Below are 20,578 nucleotides of genomic sequence, written 5' to 3' on the forward strand. Positions count from 1 at the left end.
AAAAACAACCAAACTTTCTTAACACACATTTAATGTGAATCTTCATTTAGTTTTGTTGCAAAAATCCTTATTTTCGCACACTTAGGACAAAATACCAATTATGAGTACGAAATTTGCTGAATATAAAGGACTTAACCTACCAAATGTAGCTAACGAAATTTTAAGCTATTGGGAAGAAAACAACATTTTTGAAAAAAGTGTAACCTCAAGAGAAGGCGCAGAACCTTATGTGTTTTTTGAAGGACCACCTTCTGCAAATGGATTACCAGGTGTACACCACGTTTTAGCACGTTCTATAAAAGATATTTTTCCGCGTTACAAAACCATGAAAGGTTTCCAAGTAAAGCGTAAAGCCGGCTGGGACACACATGGTTTACCTGTAGAACTTGGTGTAGAAAAAGAACTTGGGATTACTAAGGAAGATATTGGTACAAAAATATCTGTAGAAGAATACAACGAGGCTTGTCGTAAAGCGGTGATGCGTTATACCGATATCTGGAACGACTTAACCCAGAAAATGGGTTATTGGGTAGATATGGACGACCCGTATGTGACTTACGAGCCAAAATATATGGAATCGGTTTGGTGGTTGTTAAAAGAAATTTACCAAAAGCAATTAATGTATAAAGGTTATACGATACAGCCGTATTCTCCTAAAGCAGGAACAGGTTTAAGTTCTCACGAGTTAAACCAGCCTGGAACCTACCAAGACGTTACAGATACGACAATTGTAGCTCAGTTTAAAGCTGTAGCAAGTACATTGCCAGACTTTTTACAAAATGAAGGCGATATTCACTTTTTAGCATGGACTACAACTCCTTGGACTTTACCAAGTAACACGGCTTTAACCGTAGGGCCAAAAATAGATTACGTTTTAGTTGAAACTTACAACCAATACACCTTTAAACCTATGAATGTGGTGTTGGCAAAACCTTTGCTAAACAAACAATTTGGTGGTAAAAACAATGTGTTAGTTGAAGAAAAATCGGCACTTTTAGACTATAAAGATGGCGATAAAAAAATCCCTTATTACGTTGTAAAAGAATTTAAAGGAAAAGATTTAGTTGGTATTAAATACGAACAGTTATTAGACTACGTATTACCAAACGATAATCCTGAAAATGCCTTTAGAATTATTTCTGGAGATTTCGTAACTACCGAAGATGGAACAGGAATAGTACATACCGCACCAACTTTTGGAGCAGATGATGCTTTAGTGGCAAAGCAAGCTGTACCAGAAATTCCGCCAATGTTGGTGAAAGACGAAAATGATAATTTAGTACCACTTGTAGATTTACAAGGTAAATTTAGACCAGAAATGGGCGAATTTGCAGGTAAATACGTTAAAAACGAATATTATCCAGATGGTGAGGCTCCAGAAAAATCGGTAGATGTTGAGCTTGCCATAAAATTAAAAACAGAAAACAAAGCCTTTAAGGTTGAAAAATATAAGCACAGTTATCCAAACTGTTGGAGAACCGATAAGCCAATTTTATACTATCCGTTAGACTCATGGTTTATTAAAATCACCGATGTTAAGGATAGAATGCACGACTTAAACAAAACCATTAATTGGAAACCAGAATCTACGGGAACTGGTCGTTTCGGGAATTGGTTAGCTAATGCAAACGATTGGAATTTATCACGTTCACGTTATTGGGGAATTCCTTTACCTATTTGGAGAACCGAAGACGGAAAAGAAGAAATTTGTATAGGTTCTGTTGCAGAACTAAAAGCTGAAATGGCAAAAGCGGTTAAAGCTGGTGTTTTAGCAAAAGACATTTTTGAAGATTTTGTGGTTGGCGATATGTCTGAAGAAAACTATGCGAAATTAGATTTACATAAAAATATTGTAGACGATATTACTTTAGTTTCAGCTAGCGGACAACCTATGAAACGCGAAAGCGACTTAATAGATGTATGGTTCGATTCTGGTTCTATGCCTTATGCACAGTGGCATTACCCATTTGAAAATAAAGACTTAATTGATGATAATAAAGCATTTCCAGCCGATTTTATTGCCGAAGGTGTAGACCAAACCAGAGGTTGGTTCTATACGCTTCATGCTATTGGTACTATGGTTTTCGATTCGGTTGCCTATAAAAACGTCGTATCTAATGGATTAGTGTTAGACAAAAATGGACAAAAAATGTCGAAACGTTTAGGAAACGCAGTAGATCCGTTTACCACTTTAGAGACTTATGGTGCCGATGCAACACGTTGGTACATGATTTCTAATGCCAATCCTTGGGATAACCTTAAATTTGATTTAGATGGCGTAGAAGAAGTAAAACGTAAGTTTTTTGGGACATTATACAATACCTATTCGTTCTTTCAACTCTACACCAATTTAGATGGATTTACTTACGCTGAAGCAGATATTGCTTTAGAAGACCGACCAGAACTAGACCGTTGGATTTTAAGTGAATTACATACGCTAATACAAAAAGTAGACGACTATTACGCAGAGTACGAGCCTACAAAAGCAGCACGTGCTATTTCTAATTTTACACAAGATTACTTGAGTAACTGGTACGTACGTTTAAGTAGAAGACGTTTCTGGAAAGGCGACTACCAAACCGATAAAATCTCGGCATACCAAACGCTTTATACCTGTATGGAAACCATAGCAAAGTTAGGCGCACCAATTGCACCTTTCTTTATGGATCGTTTGTATTTAGATTTAAATAAAGTGACTCAAAAAGAAAGTTTTGAAAGTGTTCACTTGGCCAATTTCCCTGTGTTCGACGCGGCTTATGTTGACAAGAGTTTAGAACGTAAAATGGAAAATGCACAAACCATTTCATCTTTAGTTTTATCATTACGTGCTAAAGAAAAGATAAAAGTGCGTCAGCCTTTACAGAAAATCATGATTCCTGTAGATTCAGAACAGCAAAAAGAGGAAATTCTTGCAGTAGCAGATTTAATAAAAAGCGAAGTAAATATTAAAGATATTGAGCTATTAAGCGATGCATCAGATATTTTAGTGAAGCAGATTAAACCAAACTTTAAAGCGTTAGGACCTCGATTTGGTAAGGATATGAAGCTTATTGCTAATGAAATTAATAGCTTAAATGCAGAAAATATTAAAACTATTGAGCAAAAAGGAACACTCGATGTAAATGTTAACGGAAAAAGTATTACTTTAGAACGTAGTGATGTAGAAATTACATCGCAAGATATTGAAGGTTGGTTAGTGGCAAATGAAGGAGCTATTACAGTTGCTTTAGACGTCACCATAACCGAAGATTTACGAGAAGAAGGTATTGCCAGAGAATTGGTAAACCGCATACAAAACTTACGTAAAGATTCTGGTTTTGAAGTGACCGACCGTATTGAAGTGAAAATTAAAAATGAAGTAAGTGTTACAAAAGCAGTAAAAGCTAATTTAGACTATATTAAGGTTGAAACACTTACAGAAACATTAGAATTAGTAGATCATCTGGACAATGGTATGGAAATTGTGTTTGATGATGTAGAAACCAACTTATATATTACAAAAATTTAAAAATTATGTCAGTAGATACAACAGTAAGATATTCGGACGCAGACTTAGCAGAATTTAAAACTTTAATTCAAGAAAAAATTGAACACGCTAAGCATGATTTAGAGTTAATTAAGAGCGCATACATGAATGACCATAATAATGGTACAGATGACACGTCTCCTACATTTAAGGCGTTTGATGAAGGTAGCGAGGTCATGAGTAAAGAAAGCAATTCTCAGTTAGCTATACGTCAGGAAAAGTTTATCCGCGATTTAAAAAACGCGTTAATCCGTATTGAAAATAAAAGTTATGGTGTTTGTCGTGTAACTGGTAAATTAATAAACAAAAAACGTTTAGAGTTAGTGCCACATGCAACCTTGAGTATTGAAGCTAAAAATATGCAATAATCTAATAGGCTTTCATAAAACACAAAACGCTTTAATGTTATATTGAAGCGTTTTTTATTTTAAAAATTTTAAAATCATGTCGCTAAAAAAAGCAACACTTTTTATTATTCTTATTTTATTAATCGATCAGCTTAGTAAAATTTATATTAAAACACATTTTGTATTAGGCGAAGATGTAGAAGTATTTACATGGTTTAAAATTTTCTTTGTGGAGAATAAAGGCATGGCTTGGGGCACAAAACTGAATGATATCTTTCCGTTTCTAAGCGAAAATACCGCTAAAGTAAGTTTAACCATTTTTAGAATTTTCGCCATATTAGGTGTAGGTTATTGGCTCTATAAAACTATTAGCTCTCGCGGTCCAAAAGTGCTGGTTACCGCTCTTATTTTTATTATGGCTGGTGCTATAGGTAATATTATAGATTCTATATTTTATGGTGTGTTATTTAGCAGCAGTAATACACAAGTAGCCACGTTTTTAGGTAAAAATTCTTATGCGCCGCTACTTCATGGTCAAGTGGTGGATATGCTGTATTTACCCATTTGGAATGGCTATTTACCTAAATGGATACCATTTATAGGTGGCGATTTCTTTACGTTTTTTGAACCCGTTTTTAATATAGCAGATGTATCTATTTGTATTGGTTTTATTATCTTAATATTTTGGAATAAAACAGCTTTTTCTAAAAGCACTAAAGAAGAGTAGTAAGTTTAAAACAGTAGCTATTATGGAAAATTCTATCTTAAAAAAAATTGAATTGGAGCAGTTTACCAATCGTATGGCTTTAGATATGGGATTGGCTATCATTACATTGGCTCAAAAGAACCATCACAACATTGCAGTAAAAATAGAACGCTTAAACCATACTGTATTTTTATATGTAGATGAAGGTTTACCTGCAGATAAACATTTATGGTTAAATAGAAAAGCCAACGTTGCAAAGCATTTTGAAGAAAGTTCACTAAATGTTAAGAATGATTTATTCACTCATAAAATGAGTTTAAAAGATACTTTTGCTTTAGACGATAACTCTTATTTAGCAAAAGGAGGCGCCATACCTATTTTTGTAAAAAATGCAGGAATGGTTGCTGTTATTACAGTCTCTGGTTTAAGTGATGAAGAAGATCATGACATTATTATTGAAGCTCTACAACATCAATTTTTTAAATAAATTTAATGCATATGGCAACTTCTAAAGAAATGATAACCGTACATACCACTATTAATGCTCCTGTAGAAACCATTTGGAATTATTGGAACAAACCTGAGCATATTGTAAAATGGAACTTTGCTTCAGACACTTGGTGTTGTCCTAAAGCCGAAAATGATTTACGACTAGGTGGTCAGTTTACATATCGTATGGAAGCTAAAGATGCTAGTATGGGGTTTGATTTCTCTGCAACCTATGACAAAATTGTGCCTCATGAGTTTATATCTTATACTCTTGAAGATGGTAGAAAAGTTACGATTTCTTTTACTGTTGAAGAGGATACGGTTTTAGTGAAAGAATCTTTTGAAGCCGAAGGTACTCATACAGATGAAATGCAAAAAGCTGGTTGGCAGGCTATTTTAGAAAATTTTAAAACTTATGTTGAAACGAACTCCTAATTGTTTCTCATAACTCAGCAAAAACGATAGTAGCGGCATCCTTTTTGGGCTCTTTTTAGACCAAAAAGATATAGCGGATAGCGTGGTGGCTAGCCATTTGCCCTAAAACCTATATACCTGTTCTGGAGTAACGCAATAATCTAAAGCAACATCGGTAGTTAAAATATCTGTAATATCGTTTTCTGGTGGGAAAAAAGACAAACCTACTTTCACGCAATTTGGTGCGCATTCATTTAAAAATCGGTCGTAAAATCCTTTACCGTAACCTGTGCGATGTCCTTTTTTATCATAAGCCAAAAGCGGCACAAAAACCACTTCTATTTTAGAATGGTCTATTTCTATACCATCTATAGGCTCAGGAATTCCGTAGACGTTTAAACCTATTTTAGTATTATCTTGTAATAAATAACTCTTCATTTTAAAAGTCGAAAAGTCGCTTTTGGACACTAAGCAGTTTTTATCTTTACCTTGTAGAATATGTAATATAAATTCTGTTTTTACTTCCTTTTGATTTTCCATAGTTAAAAAGACATGGAAATACATTTTGTCCCAAATAGGTAACTCTAATAACTGGTTTGCAATAGCAATACTGTAATCCTCAACAGTTTGAGGAGACAAACTTGCCCGTTTTTCCTTATAGATATGACGTAATTCCGCTTTAGTCATTATCCGCCTTAATTTTGGTGGTAATATGAAACACAGCATCACCCTGATAAACTATGGGCGATTCGTTAACATTTATTAAATAACCCCTATTTGAAGCTTTAATGGCATGATTAAGTTTTCCAAAAGGATCTGTAATGTAACCTAAAACCTCGCCTTTCTCCACATAAGCATTAATATTAAAAAGCGGTTTAAACATGCCAGAATATTTGGCTCTAATCCATTTACTTTCTAAAATAAATACCGGATGATTATCGATTTGTTTAACCTCTAAAGTATCATTAAGCATTCCTAAGTGATGCAAAAACCGTTTGGAACCTTCTAATCCTACATTGGTTATGTGTTTATCGATATGTAGAGACTTGCCGCCTTCAAATAAAATAACGGGAATATGAAGGTTGTTACAAGCGTTTCTAAAGGATTTTTTTATGTTTTTTGAATAAAGCACAAATGGTGCGCCAAATAACTTTGCAAACTCGTCATACTTCTCATTATTAGCGGCTATTCTAACTTGTGGTGCATTAAATCTGTTAGCACCGCCAGTATGGAAGTCTACAATGTAGTCTACATTAGGAATGACTTCTTTCATTAAATGATAAGCCACACGAGAGGCTAAAGAACCCGATTTACTTCCAGGAAACACACGGTTTAAATCGCGACCATCGGGAAATTCACGCTGTAGATTTATAAAACCGAAGATATTAATAACCGGTAGGCATATAATAGTTCCTATTTTTGGTTTGTTAATGCCTTGAGCAATAATTTGCCTTACCACTTCAATCCCATTTACTTCATCGCCATGTATACCAGCCGTGAATAAAACAGTAGGTCCAGCTTTTTTTGCCCGATGTATAATTACGGGAACATCTACAGAAGTATTAGTATGCAATTTAGCAACACTAAACTTAGCTTCGGCAGATTGGCCACGTTTAATACTTTTTCCAAGTATAGTTAAAATACCATTAGGGTAATTCATGTTTACTTATTAACGTTACGCTCTATATAACTTATAATACTTTTAGCAATATTTTTACCTGTAGCCTGTTCTATACCTTCTAAACCAGGGGTAGAATTTACTTCTAAAAGTAAAGGTCCACGTTCAGACTGTAACATATCGACACCACAAACTGGAAGTTTTAAAACTTCTGCAGAACGCATAGCAAGTTTTAACTCTGCTTCATTTAATTTAATAATATTAGCACTTCCACCTCTATGTAAGTTACTTCTAAATTCGCCTTCTTTTCCTTGTCGTTTCATGGCTCCAACGACTTGTCCGTCCACAATTAAGGCTCTAATATCTGCTCCTTTAGCTTCTTTAATAAATTCTTGTATAATCACTCTGGCTTGTAAGCCATTAAAGGCTTCTAAAACAGATTCTGCAGCACTTTTTGTTTCTGCTAACACCACACCTAAACCTTGTGTACCTTCTAAAAGTTTAATAATTACAGGAGCACCGCCAACATGTTGCAACACTTCTCTGGCATCTCGGGTATAATTGGTAAAAACAGTTTTAGGCATTCCAATACCTTTTTTACTTAAGCGTTGTAAACTTTTAAGTTTATCTCTAGAATTTAAAATGGCATCACTGGTGGCAGTAGTAAATACATTCATCATTTCAAACTGTCTTACAACAGCACAACCGTAAAAGGTTACCGACGCACCAATTCTTGGAATAACGGCATCGACATAATCCAGATATTTATTTTTATAATATATAGTTGGTTTTTCTCTTTCAATGATAATATCACACTTTAGAGGATCTATAACTTCTACATGATGGCCTTTATTTTCGGCTTCTTCAATAATACGATCTGTAGAATATAGATTGGCATTACGAGATAATATAACAATATTCATTTTACTGGTGTTTAAAAGATTGGTTTTCAAGATCGACATCGACTAAAAATTTTTTTCTTAAAAATTGTCGGCCAATTAAAACAGGATATTTCATATCGTCTCGTGTACTTAATGTAAGATTTATCACATAGGTTTTTCCAAAAAACACTACGTCGGTTTTTATTTTATAACGGTTTTCCACATGTCCGTTACTACTTTTTACATCGGTTAAAGAATAGGTGTCAAAAACAACTTCTTTACCATTAAAATTAGGGTGACCCTTACTGTAAAACTTACAACGTAATTTATCTCCTTCTTTAGTAATTTCGGAGCAATGTATAGAGCTAGTATACGCTCCTGTATCTATTTTACAGTCTATTTGATGTAATTGTAATTTTGGGAAATTGATGCAGTCTACGCGACCAATAGTTTTTTTTGACATAAAATTTATTCAAATCGAAAGGTAATAAATAGCAAAATATTTTCATCACAAATTTATACTAATTTTAACGCCAAACCTAAGTAATTGTTAAGGTTAGATGAATATTAATTTTTACCTTTGGGCATATACGATAACCAGCTATTAGTTATGTCTCCAGAATTAGAATTACAACTTAAAACGTTACCTAATGCACCTGGAGTGTACCAGTATTTCGATAAAAACGATGTTATTATCTATGTTGGAAAAGCTAAAAACCTAAAAAAACGAGTCTCCTCATATTTTACCAAAACGCATGACAGTGGTAAAACGAGAGTTTTGGTTAAAAAAATCCGTAGTATTAAACACATCGTGGTTAATACGGAAAGTGATGCTCTGCTTTTAGAAAATAATCTTATAAAAAAATACAAACCTCGGTATAATGTTTTATTAAAAGACGATAAGTCTTATCCTTGGATTTGTCTTAAAAATGAACGCTTTCCTAGAATATTTCCTACGCGCCGCATGATTAAGGATGGTAGTGAATATTTTGGTCCTTATACCAGTATGAAAACAGTTGGGACTTTACTGGATTTAATTAAAGGGCTGTACCAAATTAGAACCTGTAATTACGATTTGGCTGAAGAAAAAATTCAAGCAGGAAAGTATAAAGTGTGTCTAGAATATCATTTAGGTAATTGTAAGGGACCTTGTGAGGGTTACGAAACCGAAGCACATTACAACGAAAATATTACTGCTATTCGTGATATTCTAAAAGGAAATTTTAAAGCGTCTCTTGGGCAATTCAAAACCCAAATGAAAGAGCTGGCAAATGATATGCAATTTGAAGAAGCTCAAAAAATTAAAGAAAAAATAGATGTTTTAGAAAAGTACCAGTCTAAATCTACAGTTGTTAATCCAAAAATTAACAATGTAGATGTGTTTAGTATTGTAAGTGACGACAGTTATGGGTATGTAAACTTTTTACAGCTGTCTTTTGGTTCTATTATTCGTTCACACACCTTAGAAATTAAAAAGAAATTAGACGAAACCGACAAAGAATTGTTAGAGCTTGCTATTGTGGAATTAAGAGAGCGTTTTAATAGTCAGTCTAAAGAAGTTTATACACAAATGCCTTTAGATTTGGGTGAAGGTATAAAAGTAACCGTTCCACAACTGGGCGACAAAAAACGGATTTTGGATCTATCGGAAAGAAACGCCAAATTTTATAGACTGGAACGTTTTAAACAAATAAAAATTACCGATCCAGATAAACATGCCAATCGTATAATGGCACAAATGAAAACCGATTTAAGGCTAAAAGAAGAACCTAGACATATTGAATGCTTTGATAATTCTAATATCCAGGGAACAAATCCGGTTGCTGCCTGCGTGGTTTTTAAAAACGGAAAGCCTAGTAAAAAAGATTACCGTCATTTTAACATTAAAACGGTTGAAGGTCCAGACGATTTTGCCAGTATGGAAGAAGTGGTTTTTAGACGCTACAAAAGACTGTTAAACGAAGGAGAACCGCTCCCACAATTAATTATTATAGATGGTGGTAAAGGTCAATTATCTTCAGCTTTAAAAAGTCTAGATTTACTTGGTTTAAGAGGAAAAATTGCCATAATAGGTATTGCAAAACGTTTAGAAGAATTATTTTATCCAAATGATCCAATTCCGTTATATTTAGATAAAAAAAGTGAAACTCTTAAAATTATACAACAGTTAAGAAACGAAGCGCATCGTTTTGGTATTGAACATCATAGAAACCGAAGAAGTAAAGGTGCACTAAAAACAGAATTAGAAAGTATTTCTGGAATAGGCGAAAAAACTATTGTAGATTTAATGAAAGTTTTTAAGTCTACCAAACGTATTGCAAATGCAAAGTTAGACGAGCTTGAAGCTGTAGTTGGCTTAAGTAGAGCACAAAAAATATATCAGTACTACCATAAAGCATGAAACAGGTTTTAACCATTATTATAGTTTTAATCAGCTTACAGTTAAGCTGGTCTCAAAACACAGCCCAAAAAAAACCAAAAGTTGGTTTAGTGCTAAGTGGTGGTGGCGCAAAAGGATTTGCACATATTGGCGCTCTAAAAGTTATAGATAGCTTAGGAGTAAAAATAGATTACGTAGCAGGAACCAGTATGGGTGCGGTTATAGGATCTTTATATGCATCTGGCTATAGTGGTAAACAATTGGATTCTATTTTTAAAGGTGTAGATTTTGACGATATTATAAATGACAATCTTCCTAGAGAAGCTAAAACAAGTTATGAAAGAGAGAATTCTGAAAAATATGTTGTTACGCTGCCTTTTGATCGTTTTAAATTAAAACTCCCGAGTGCTTTGTCTAGAGGACAAAACACTTTTGATTTACTTACCAGATTAATGTTAAATACTTGCAATGAAAATGATTTTTCTAAGTTACCAATTCCATTTTTTTGTATTGCAACTAATGTAGAAAATGGAACTCAGGTAATATTGGATTCTGGAAATTTACCCTTGGCGGTTAAAGCAAGTAGTGCATTACCTTCGCTTTTTCAAGCTGTCTTAATTAATGACGAGCTGCTTATAGATGGTGGTGTTGTAAATAATTACCCCATTGACGAGCTAAGAGCAAAAGGTATGGATATTATTATTGGGGTAGATGTTCAGGACGGACTGGCAAATAGAACCGATTTGTCTTCAGCTCCAGAAATACTATTTCAAATAAATAATTTTAGAACTATTAACGATATGAAAATCAAGTCCAAAAAGACAGATATTTATATCAAACCAGATATTACTAGTTTCACTATAGTATCATTCGATGATGGTAGAAAAATTATTAAAGAAGGCGAAAAAGCGGCAATACATAATAGTTTCAGCTTAGATAAGTTACCTAAAATTGATTCAAACAAATTAAAAAAAGAGTTTGTAAAACCACTTCCGGATACTTTAAATTTAAAAGAAATTTATATAAGTGGTAAAGAAAACTATACCAGTTCTTACATAAAAAGTAAATTAAAGCTAAAACAAAATTCTACCACCACTTTTAAAAAATTTAATAAGGGTACAAATAATTTAATTGCGACCAATAACTTCGATAGTTTTTTCTACGAATTTAAACCAAACGATGATGGCTATGATCTGTTTATAAAAACAACAGAATCCAAACAAAAAACCTTTTTAAGATTAGCTTTACATTATGACGATTTATATGATTCGGCGTTATTAGTAAATCTTACCCGTAAAAAATTATTATTTAAAAACGATATAGGGTCTTTAGACCTTATTTTAGGAGATAACATTAGGTATAATTTAAATTATTATATAGATAAAGGTGTATATTGGAGTGTAGGTTTTAATTCTAGATATAACGAATTTGAAAAAAATATTAACGCATCAGGACTTCTAACCGAAGATCAATTAGAGTCAAGTAATCTTAATAAGATAAATATTAAATACAGCGATTTTACCAATCAGTTTTTCTTACAAACACAGTTTAGAAAAGACTTTCCTTTACGTTTGGGTATTGAACAAAAAAAGCTAGAAATTAATACAGAAACCCTAACATCTGTGCTTAGCGATACCAAAACAACCTTTGAGAATAGTAACCTGTTTAGTTTGTTTGGACAAATAAGTTTCGATACATTCGATAATAAGTTTTTCCCAAAAAGAGGTGTTTTGTTTAATGCTAAAGCCCATTATTATATTTTTTCATCAGATTTTAATGATAATTTCACACCTTTTTCAACTTATGATGCTTCTTTAGCATATACTTTTACAGTATTTGATAAATTCTCATTTAAACCATATACTTCTGCTGGATTTACGATTAATGCGAGAAATAATATTTATCTAAATTACGTTTTAGGTGGTTATGCCAACAATTTTATAAATAATTTTAAAAGTTTTTATGGCTACGATTATTTAACGTTAGCCGCAAATAGTTACATTAAAGGTGGTTTAGATGTTGATTACGAGATTTTTAAAAAAAGTCATATTATAGCATCTGCAAACTACGCTAATGTAGAAGACGATTTGTTCAAAACCTCTAATTGGATTAGTTTGCCAACCTATTCTGGCTACGCATTGGGTTATTCTTACGACTCGTTTATAGGTCCAATAGAAGTCAAATACACTTACTCACCAGAGCTTAGTCAGCAATACTGGTTTTTTAACATAGGCTACTGGTTTTAATAAAAAGGATTTGGGCGTTTTTAAATTTTATCAAATTTAAACCGCGCTGTCAAGACTCGCTTTTTTTGTGTCTATATTTCGACTGCGCTCAATATTACACAAAAAAGAGCTCAAACAAATCTTTCCATCGCTAACGCAAAAAATTCATTTTTAAATCCATAAAAAAATGACGATATTTGTAAGACAATGAAACATTTTTGGTCCAATTTATTAATACATCTTAAATTTCTTATTAAAAGAAATCCAGAATGACGTGCAGCTGTTTTTTTTGAATCATTCACTTCGTATTAATATTCAATAATAAAAAACTATGCCTTTTTATCATAAATTAGGAGCTATACCTCCAAAAAGACACACACAGTTTCGTAAAAAAGACGGATCTCTTTATTACGAACAATTATTTGGGACTATTGGTTTTGATGGGATGTCTACTAATTCCTATCACGAGCAAAGACCAACGCAAGTAAAAGAAATTAAAAAACAATACTCTGTAAAGCCAAAAATAGCGAAAGCAAATAATATGCAGTCGTATCGTTTTAGAGGCTTTCAGGTTAAACCAGAAAACGATTATTTAGAAAGTCGTAAAACGGTTTTAACTAATAGCGATTGTAGTATTATACTTGCAGCGCCAAAAAACAAAACACAAGACTATTTCTATAAAAATACCGATGCAGACGAAGTCATTTTCGTTCATAAAGGTTCCGGAAAACTACGTACACATTTAGGGAATCTAGATTTTAAATATGGAGACTATTTAGTCATTCCACGAGGTATTATCTACAAAATGGATTTCGACACTGAAGATAACCGATTATTTATTGTAGAGTCAAGAAGTCCGGTTTATACGCCTAAGCGTTACCGCAACTGGTTTGGACAATTATTAGAACATTCTCCATTTTGTGAGCGCGATTTACGTCAGCCATACGAATTGGAAACCAATAATGAGTCTGGAGAGTTTTTAATGAAAATTAAAAAACAAGACGATATGTTTGAGATGGTGTACGCCTCACATCCATTTGATGTGGTAGGTTACGATGGGTTTAATTACCCGTATGCGTTTTCAATTCATGATTTTGAACCTATAACAGGACGTATTCACCAACCGCCACCAGTTCACCAAACGTTTGAGACGAATGCATTTGTAATTTGCAGTTTTGTACCGCGTTTATACGACTATCATCCAGATAGTATTCCAGCCCCATACAACCATAGCAATATAGATAGTGATGAGGTGTTGTATTATGTAGATGGCGATTTTATGTCTAGAAACGATATTGAGCAAGGACATATCTCTCTGCATCCGGCAGGAATTCCCCACGGGCCACATCCAGGAGCTACAGAGCGAAGTATAGGTAAAACCGAAACTGAAGAGCTTGCGGTTATGGTAGATACATTTAAACCATTAATGGTAACAGAAGAAGCCTTAAAAATTGCCGATGAGGATTATTATAAATCCTGGTTGGAGCATTAAAAATAATTAAACAATTAACTAATTAGAAAATGGAAAAATCATTTTCTAATTATAAATTTATAAAACATCAAATTTATTAAGATGGCAAAAGAAGTAAAATCAGTAAACTACGGTTTAGAAAAAATATTTGAAGGCGCTCAGGATTTTCTACCGCTTTTAGGAACAGATTATGTAGAATTTTATGTGGGTAATGCTAAACAGGCAGCATATTTTTATAAAACAGCCTTTGGGTTTCAAGACTTTGCATATAGAGGTCTTGAGACAGGTTCTAAAGACTCTGTAAGTTATGTATTAAAACAGGATAAAATTCGTTTAGTTCTTACTACACCTCTAAATAGCAAGTCAGAAATAAATAATCACATCGTTAAACATGGAGATGGTGTTAAAGTGGTGGCATTATGGGTAGAAGATGCTCGTAAATCTTACGAAGAGACGACTAAGCGTGGTGCAAAATCTTACATGGAACCTGTTGTGGAGAAAGATGAGTTTGGAGAAGTCGTAAGAGCAGGAATTTACACCTACGGGGAAACCGTACACATGTTTGTAGAGCGCAAAAACTACAACGGAATATTTATGCCAGGCTTTGTAGAACTTAAAACAGACTACAATCCAGAGCCTGTAGGGTTAAAATATATAGACCACATGGTTGGTAATGTTGGTTGGGGACAAATGAATACCTGGGTTAAGTGGTACGAAGACGTGATGGGATTTGTAAATTTCTTGTCTTTTGATGATAAACAAATCCATACCGAATATTCAGCTTTAATGAGTAAAGTAATGAGTAATGGTAATGGTCGTATCAAGTTTCCAATAAACGAACCAGCTAAAGCCGCTAAAAAATCTCAAATTGAGGAGTATTTAGATTTTTATGAAGACTCTGGAGTACAACATATTGCAGTAGCTACAGACGATATTATAAAAACAGTTTCACAACTAAAAGCTAGAGGTGTAGAGTTTTTACCACCACCGCCACAAGCGTATTATGACGATATTCCAAACCGTTTGGGTGAGCATATGGAAATGATGAAAGAGGATATTAGTGAGCTTCAAAAACTTTCAATTATGATAGATGCCGATGAAGAAGGTTACTTATTACAAATATTCACTAAGCCAGTTGAAGATAGACCAACATTGTTTTTTGAAATCATTCAGCGTATGGGAGCTCAAGGGTTTGGAGCAGGAAACTTTAAAGCTTTGTTTGAATCTATAGAAAGAGAACAGCAAAAACGAGGGACGCTTTAAGGTTTAATACAACAAAAAAGCGTTATTAAATTCTAATAGCGCTTTTTTGTTTTATATTTTTGGAATAGTAATTGCAAAATATCTAATATAAACTCTAAGAGATTGAAAAAGGTCTCTTAGGTAATTTTTAAAATTATGAAAAAGTCAATTTTACTTATCCTTGCAATTAGTTTTTCTTTACATATGTTTGCTCAAGACCAAACCTCTTCATTTAAAGCAGGAGAATGGTTTAAGTTTAAAATGAGTTACAGTGGTTTTTTTAAAGCAGGTAATGCTACATTACAAGTTAATGAAACCAACATTGGTGGTAAGCCAGTTTATCATGTTATAGGAAAAGGCTGGACAACCGGTGCCATCAAATGGTTTTTTAAAGTTGAAGACCGTTATGAGAGTTATTTCGATAAGTCCAAAATTATCCCTTATAAATTTATTAGAAAAATAGATGAAGGTGGACACACTAAAGATCTGGAAATAAAATTTGACCAGACCAAACACGAAGCTTTCATAACAGATAAAAAACATAAAACTGAAAAAACAGTGTCTGTAGCACCAAATGTGCAGGATATGGTTTCAACATTCTATTACTTACGTAATCATATGGATATTGATAACTTAAAGCCAGGTGATGAAGTGAAATTAGATATGTTTTTTGATGAAGAAAGCTATGGTTTTAAATTAAAATATTTAGGAACAGAAGTTATAAAAACAGAGTTTGGAAAAGTAAATACACTCATGTTTAGACCTTATGTTATGGCTGGACGAGTGTTTAAAGAAGAAGAAAGTTTAACCCTTTGGGTATCTAACGATAAAAATAAAATACCTTTACGCATCAAAGCAGATTTAGCAGTAGGTTCATTAAGAGCAGACCTAGAAGCTTACAAAGGATTAAGTCATCCTTTTAAAATAATTATAGATTAATGTTATGGCAAACCAACCAAATATTAAAGACCAATTAAACGACAAGTATAACAACTTAGACCAAGATGTTAACACACACCTTAGTGGCCTCTTGCATAGTAAACCCATTACATATTGGGATTACATCCAGACCGATGCACTATTAAATTTGCAAGTACAGCGTACAACGCTGCCAGATGAAATGGTGTTTTTAATGTATCATCAGGTTAACGAGTTACTGTTTAAGATGATTTTATGGGAAATAGATCAGGTAGCTAACACTGTATCGATTACTGCAGAATTTTTTGAAAATAAAATTATGCGTATTAGTCGTTATTTTGATGTATTGACTTCATCTTTTAATGTTATGAAAGACGGTATGGATGTAGAACAATACAATAAATTTAGAAATACACTTACACCAGCAAGTGGCTTTCAAAGTGCTCAATATCGTAAAATTGAATTTGCTTCAACCGAAACAATTAATTTAATAGATAATCGTTTTAGAAAAACAATAGATCGTAATACACCTTTTGAGCATGCCTATGAGCATTTATATTGGCAGGCAGCAGGCAAAGATTATAAAACCGGTAAAAAAAGTTATACTTTAAAGGTGTTTGAAGATAAATACAAGGCGGAATTTATTAGATTTGCAGAGTGTTACAACACCAATAATCTATGGACGATTTATAAAAATCTTCCAGAAGAGGTTAAACAAGATAAAGATTTAACAAAAGCAATGCGTCATTACGATTACACAGTAAATATTACTTGGGTAATGGCTCATTATAATACAGCAAATCATTACCTGAACATTGGCGGAAAAACAGCAGAAGCAACTGGAGGAAGCGAGTGGGTAAAATACATGCACCCAAAATACCAAAAACGAATATTTTTCCCTGAATTATGGAGTACAGAAGAGTTAGAACAATGGGGACAAGATGTTTAGCATTAATAGCAGCATCTTTACTTTTTTATAATTGCAATAAAGACCAAAAAGATACAGAGGTCAATGAAGAAATCGCCGAAGTAAAACCAAAATCCAGCTACGAGTTTGGTTTTAAACTCGACGATTTTGTCGTAAAAAAAGACACCATTAAAAGTGGCGATACATTTGGAGCTATTTTAGATCGAAATCACATCGCTTATCCACGTATTTATGAGATTGTTGAAAGTATTAAAAACACCTTTAACATTAGAAGTTTAAGACCTGGAAAACCATACACATTACTATGTGCTAAAGACTCTTTACAAACCCCGCAAACATTTATTTATCAGCCAAACAAAGAAGATTTTGTGGTTATAAACTTTAAAGACTCTATTACAGCGTACCGCAGTACCAAGCCCATTAAATATGTGGAAAAGGAAGTTACAGCAAGTATAAATTCTACCATTTCTCAAGCATTAGAAGATAAAGGAGTCAGCTTGGTTTTAGCCTATAAAATGTCCGATATTTATGCTTGGACTATAGATTTTACAAGACTTCAGAAAAAAGATAAATTTAAGGTTATTTATACCGAAAAGTATATAGATGACACTATTTACGCGGGTATAGAAAACATTAAAGCGGCATATTTTAATCATAATAAAGAATCATTTTATGCTTTCGAGTTTCAAAAAGACTCACTAAATGCTCCAGATTATTATAACGAAAATGCCAAAAGTTTACGTCGTGCGTTTTTAAAAGCGCCAGTAGAGTTTAAACGAATTTCATCACGCTTTAATTTAAAGAGACGAATTGCTTTGTATGGTAATAAGGTAAGACCACATAAAGGAACCGATTTTGCAGCAGGAATAGGAACGCCTATTGTTTCTACAGCTAACGGAACAGTAGAAAAATCGGCTTACACCAGAGGAAATGGAAATTATGTAAAAATTAAGCATAATAGTACCTATTCTACTCAATACTTACACATGCAAAAACGTAAAGTAAATGTTGGTCAGTATGTAAAACAAGGCGATGTCATTGGCTGGGTTGGTATGACAGGGAATACTTCTGGACCACATGTATGTTACCGTTTCTGGAAAAATGGTGTACAAGTAGATCCTTTTGCTTTAAAACTTCCCGCTTCTGAGCCTTTAGAAGAGAAATATAAACAAACTTATTTGGATTATATTAAACCTTTAAAAGAACAGTTAGACAACGCAAGTACTTCAACAAAAAATAAAAATTTAAAATTACCCGAAAACCAGATTACCTACAATTAATTATGCCCATACCAAAAATAAACCCCACACATACTCAAGCTTGGAAAGACTTACAACTTCATTTTAATGAGGTTAAAGCCTTGCAAATGGTCAACCTGTTTGAAGAAGATGCTAATCGTGCTGAAAAATTAACTATAAACTGGGAAGACTTTTACTTAGACTATTCAAAAAACCGAGTTACAGATAAAACCTTAGAACTACTCCAAAATTTGGCTCAAGAAGTTCACTTAAAAGAAGCAATTGAAGCTCAGTTTAAGGGTGAGGTCATCAATGAAACTGAAGGAAGAGAAGTTTTACATACGGCTTTGAGAGCGCCTAAAAAAGCACAAGTAATTGTAAATGGTGAAGATGTTATCCCGGAAATCTACGAAGTAAAATCTAAAATTGAAGAGTTTACAAATGCGGTAGTTTCAGGAGAACAAAAAGGTTACACAAACAAAGCATTTACCGATGTTGTAAATATTGGTATTGGCGGTTCAGATTTAGGACCGGCTATGGTGGTAGAATCGCTTCAGTATTACAAAAACCACTTAAACACGCATTTTGTAAGTAATGTAGATGGCGATCATGTGAATGAAGTGATTAAACAACTTAATCCAGAAACCACATTATTTGTTATTGTTTCTAAAACATTTACGACTCAAGAAACCTTATCTAATGCAAACACAATTAGAACTTGGTTTTTAGAGCATGCCTCTCAAGAAGATGTGGCAAAACATTTTGTTGCGGTATCTACAAATATTGAGAAAGTTCAAGAGTTTGGTATAGATGCTAACAACATTTTCCCAATGTGGAACTGGGTTGGCGGACGTTTTTCTTTATGGAGCGCTGTAGGTTTAACCATAAGTTTAGCTGTTGGTTATAAAAATTTCGATAGCCTTTTAAATGGTGCTCATAAAATGGATACACATTTTAGAACAGCTAATTTTAAAGAGAATATTCCGGTAACATTAGCCTTATTAAGCATTTGGTATAATAACTTTTTTGGAGCCGAAAGTGAAGCTGTAATTGCGTATTCACAATATCTTAACCAGTTTGCAACCTATTTGCAACAAGGTATTATGGAAAGTAACGGAAAAAGCATCGATAGAAACGGAAATCGTGTTAATTACCAAACAGGTACTTTAATTTGGGGAGAGCCAGGAACCAATTCACAACATGCCTTTTTTCAATTAATTCATCAAGGCACTAAATTAATTCCTGCAGATTTTATTGGTTTTGCTGAATCACTTCATGGCAATCAAGATCATCAAGACAAATTAATGTCTAATTACATTGCACAAACCGAAGCCTTGTATAAAGGTAAAACTGAAGAAGAGGTTTTAGCAGAATTTAAAGCGAATCAAACTTCAGCTGAAACAACAGCACAACTAACACCATTTAAAGTATTTGAAGGTAATAAACCTACCAATTCTATATTCATAAATAAATTAACTCCAGAAAGTTTAGGAAAACTTATAGCAATGTATGAGCATAAAATATACGTACAAGGCGTTATCTGGAATATTTTTAGTTACGACCAGTTTGGGGTAGAGTTAGGTAAGCAATTAGCAAATACGATATTAAAAGATTTTGATGCGCAGGATTTAAATCACCACGACCAGTCTACTCAAAACTTAATTAAACATTTTAAACAATTTAGATCATAACATTATGGAAACAGTAAAGGTTTTACATCACTATTGGGCTTACTTAGTATTATTAGTATTAGTACTAGCAACTTTTAATGCCGTAATTAAAACAATTGGCAAAAAAGAGTACGAACCCAAAGATTTTAGAATATCCTTATTTACTCTTATAGTATCGCATATTCAATTATTAATAGGTATTGTGCTATGGTTTACAGCCGATTATTTTAGCGAATTATCTATGGGAGAAATTATGAAAAACTCTGTATTAAGAAGCAATGTGGTAGAGCATCCTGTAGCCATGATTCTGGCAGTTGTATTAATTACAATTGGTTATTCTAAGCACAAAAAGCAGTTATCCTCTGCTGGAAAGCTAAAAAAAATAGCTATTTTTTATAGTATTGCTTTACTTTTAGTTTGTGCTAAAATTCCTTGGGATAAAGTATTTTAAAAGTTTAAAATTTACTTGTTAAATAATTAACGGAAAAGACTTGGAGAAATCTAGGTCTTTTGTGTTTTTATAAG

General features: G+C 33.3%; 18 protein-coding genes. 14 read left to right on the forward strand and 4 right to left on the reverse strand.

The features are described 5' to 3' along the window. The first annotated feature begins 100 nt into the window (after positions 1–100). The 5 genes from ileS to C7H52_RS03500 all read left to right on the forward strand — a co-directional run bounded on the left by ileS (position 101) and on the right by C7H52_RS03500 (position 5,503). Entirely contained in the window at positions 101–3,508 is a 3,408-nt protein-coding gene (ileS, locus tag C7H52_RS03480) for an isoleucine--tRNA ligase (protein WP_106462494.1), read from the forward strand. 5 nt (positions 3,509–3,513) lie between these two features. Next, positions 3,514–3,894 (forward strand): TraR/DksA family transcriptional regulator, encoded by a 381-nt coding sequence (locus C7H52_RS03485; protein WP_106462495.1) that lies wholly within the window; start codon positions 3,514–3,516, stop codon positions 3,892–3,894. A gap of 76 nt (positions 3,895–3,970) precedes the next feature. Next, positions 3,971–4,600, forward strand: coding sequence for a lipoprotein signal peptidase (locus C7H52_RS03490; protein ID WP_106462496.1), 630 nt, complete (start codon positions 3,971–3,973; stop codon positions 4,598–4,600). A gap of 22 nt (positions 4,601–4,622) precedes the next feature. Beyond that, positions 4,623–5,066, forward strand: coding sequence for a heme-binding protein (locus C7H52_RS03495; RefSeq protein WP_106462497.1), 444 nt, complete (start codon positions 4,623–4,625; stop codon positions 5,064–5,066). An 11-nt stretch (positions 5,067–5,077) separates the two neighbouring features. Next, positions 5,078–5,503, forward strand: coding sequence for an SRPBCC family protein (locus C7H52_RS03500; protein ID WP_106462498.1), 426 nt, complete (start codon positions 5,078–5,080; stop codon positions 5,501–5,503). A gap of 102 nt (positions 5,504–5,605) precedes the next feature. Here C7H52_RS03500 and C7H52_RS03505 read toward each other — a convergent pair whose 3' ends face one another. From C7H52_RS03505 to C7H52_RS03520, 4 genes are read right to left on the reverse strand one after another with little or no spacing between them, the layout of a single operon-like run. Further along, the gene (locus C7H52_RS03505; RefSeq protein ID WP_106462499.1) at positions 5,606–6,169 is read right to left on the reverse strand and encodes a 5-formyltetrahydrofolate cyclo-ligase; all 564 of its coding nucleotides are present in this window, start codon (positions 6,167–6,169) and stop codon (positions 5,606–5,608) included. Continuing rightward, entirely contained in the window at positions 6,162–7,142 is a 981-nt protein-coding gene (locus C7H52_RS03510; protein ID WP_106462500.1) for a succinylglutamate desuccinylase/aspartoacylase family protein, read from the reverse strand. Before C7H52_RS03510 ends, C7H52_RS03505 begins: the two co-directional genes overlap by 8 nt. 2 nt (positions 7,143–7,144) lie before the next feature. Next, on the reverse strand, positions 7,145–8,023 hold the full coding sequence (gene rimK, locus C7H52_RS03515) for a 30S ribosomal protein S6--L-glutamate ligase (RefSeq protein ID WP_106463066.1): 879 nt from the start codon (positions 8,021–8,023) through the stop codon (positions 7,145–7,147). Between the two features lies 1 nt (position 8,024). Beyond that, positions 8,025–8,444: an ATP-dependent zinc protease family protein gene (locus C7H52_RS03520; RefSeq protein WP_106462501.1), complete on the reverse strand. Its 420-nt coding sequence runs from the start codon at positions 8,442–8,444 to the stop codon at positions 8,025–8,027. Positions 8,445–8,591: 147 nt separating this feature from the next. Between C7H52_RS03520 and uvrC the strand changes: the two genes are divergently transcribed. From uvrC to C7H52_RS03565, 9 genes are all read left to right on the forward strand, one after another. Next, on the forward strand, positions 8,592–10,382 hold the full coding sequence (gene uvrC, locus C7H52_RS03525) for an excinuclease ABC subunit UvrC (RefSeq protein WP_106462502.1): 1,791 nt from the start codon (positions 8,592–8,594) through the stop codon (positions 10,380–10,382). Continuing rightward, positions 10,379–12,607, forward strand: a complete 2,229-nt coding sequence (locus C7H52_RS03530; RefSeq protein WP_106462503.1) for a patatin-like phospholipase family protein — start codon at positions 10,379–10,381, stop codon at positions 12,605–12,607. Before uvrC ends, C7H52_RS03530 begins: the two co-directional genes overlap by 4 nt. Positions 12,608–12,917: 310 nt before the next feature. Then, positions 12,918–14,078 carry a homogentisate 1,2-dioxygenase gene (locus C7H52_RS03535; RefSeq protein ID WP_106462504.1) on the forward strand — a complete coding sequence of 387 codons (1,161 nt, stop codon included), beginning with the start codon at positions 12,918–12,920 and terminating at the stop codon, positions 14,076–14,078. An 81-nt stretch (positions 14,079–14,159) separates the two neighbouring features. Then, on the forward strand, positions 14,160–15,320 hold the full coding sequence (gene hppD / locus C7H52_RS03540; protein ID WP_106462505.1) for a 4-hydroxyphenylpyruvate dioxygenase: 1,161 nt from the start codon (positions 14,160–14,162) through the stop codon (positions 15,318–15,320). Between the two features lie 135 nt (positions 15,321–15,455). Next, positions 15,456–16,238, forward strand: a complete 783-nt coding sequence (locus C7H52_RS03545; protein WP_106462506.1) for a DUF3108 domain-containing protein — start codon at positions 15,456–15,458, stop codon at positions 16,236–16,238. A 4-nt stretch (positions 16,239–16,242) separates the two neighbouring features. Next, the gene (locus C7H52_RS03550) at positions 16,243–17,166 is read left to right on the forward strand and encodes a tryptophan 2,3-dioxygenase family protein (protein WP_106462507.1); all 924 of its coding nucleotides are present in this window, start codon (positions 16,243–16,245) and stop codon (positions 17,164–17,166) included. Then, positions 17,124–18,425, forward strand: a complete 1,302-nt coding sequence (locus tag C7H52_RS03555; protein WP_245918525.1) for a peptidoglycan DD-metalloendopeptidase family protein — start codon at positions 17,124–17,126, stop codon at positions 18,423–18,425. The genes C7H52_RS03550 and C7H52_RS03555 overlap by 43 nt, the downstream gene beginning before the upstream one ends. A 2-nt stretch (positions 18,426–18,427) precedes the next feature. Next, positions 18,428–20,074, forward strand: coding sequence for a glucose-6-phosphate isomerase (gene pgi, locus C7H52_RS03560; RefSeq protein ID WP_106462509.1), 1,647 nt, complete (start codon positions 18,428–18,430; stop codon positions 20,072–20,074). 1 nt (position 20,075) lies between these two features. Beyond that, entirely contained in the window at positions 20,076–20,504 is a 429-nt protein-coding gene (locus C7H52_RS03565; RefSeq protein ID WP_106462510.1) for a hypothetical protein, read from the forward strand. Positions 20,505–20,578: the final 74 nt, after the last annotated feature.

The organism is Aurantibacter aestuarii (assembly GCF_003008425.1).
In the GTDB taxonomy this organism is placed as follows: domain Bacteria; phylum Bacteroidota; class Bacteroidia; order Flavobacteriales; family Flavobacteriaceae; genus Aurantibacter; species Aurantibacter aestuarii.

What these genes read in the sequence shown, in the direction of transcription:
- ileS (WP_106462494.1), top strand. Translation starts at nt 101, where the DNA reads ATGAGTACGAAATTTGCTGAATATAAAGGACTTAACCTACCAAATGTA.
- C7H52_RS03530 (WP_106462503.1), top strand. Translation starts at nt 10,379, where the DNA reads ATGAAACAGGTTTTAACCATTATTATAGTTTTAATCAGCTTACAGTTA.
- C7H52_RS03490 (WP_106462496.1), top strand. Translation starts at nt 3,971, where the DNA reads ATGTCGCTAAAAAAAGCAACACTTTTTATTATTCTTATTTTATTAATC.
- C7H52_RS03555 (WP_245918525.1), top strand. Translation starts at nt 17,124, where the DNA reads ATGGAGTACAGAAGAGTTAGAACAATGGGGACAAGATGTTTAGCATTA.
- uvrC (WP_106462502.1), top strand. Translation starts at nt 8,592, where the DNA reads ATGTCTCCAGAATTAGAATTACAACTTAAAACGTTACCTAATGCACCT.
- C7H52_RS03545 (WP_106462506.1), top strand. Translation starts at nt 15,456, where the DNA reads ATGAAAAAGTCAATTTTACTTATCCTTGCAATTAGTTTTTCTTTACAT.
- hppD (WP_106462505.1), top strand. Translation starts at nt 14,160, where the DNA reads ATGGCAAAAGAAGTAAAATCAGTAAACTACGGTTTAGAAAAAATATTT.
- C7H52_RS03495 (WP_106462497.1), top strand. Translation starts at nt 4,623, where the DNA reads ATGGAAAATTCTATCTTAAAAAAAATTGAATTGGAGCAGTTTACCAAT.
- C7H52_RS03505 (WP_106462499.1), bottom strand. Translation starts at nt 6,169, where the DNA reads ATGACTAAAGCGGAATTACGTCATATCTATAAGGAAAAACGGGCAAGT.
- C7H52_RS03500 (WP_106462498.1), top strand. Translation starts at nt 5,078, where the DNA reads ATGGCAACTTCTAAAGAAATGATAACCGTACATACCACTATTAATGCT.
- C7H52_RS03485 (WP_106462495.1), top strand. Translation starts at nt 3,514, where the DNA reads ATGTCAGTAGATACAACAGTAAGATATTCGGACGCAGACTTAGCAGAA.
- C7H52_RS03520 (WP_106462501.1), bottom strand. Translation starts at nt 8,444, where the DNA reads ATGTCAAAAAAAACTATTGGTCGCGTAGACTGCATCAATTTCCCAAAA.
- rimK (WP_106463066.1), bottom strand. Translation starts at nt 8,023, where the DNA reads ATGAATATTGTTATATTATCTCGTAATGCCAATCTATATTCTACAGAT.
- pgi (WP_106462509.1), top strand. Translation starts at nt 18,428, where the DNA reads ATGCCCATACCAAAAATAAACCCCACACATACTCAAGCTTGGAAAGAC.
- C7H52_RS03510 (WP_106462500.1), bottom strand. Translation starts at nt 7,142, where the DNA reads ATGAATTACCCTAATGGTATTTTAACTATACTTGGAAAAAGTATTAAA.
- C7H52_RS03550 (WP_106462507.1), top strand. Translation starts at nt 16,243, where the DNA reads ATGGCAAACCAACCAAATATTAAAGACCAATTAAACGACAAGTATAAC.
- C7H52_RS03535 (WP_106462504.1), top strand. Translation starts at nt 12,918, where the DNA reads ATGCCTTTTTATCATAAATTAGGAGCTATACCTCCAAAAAGACACACA.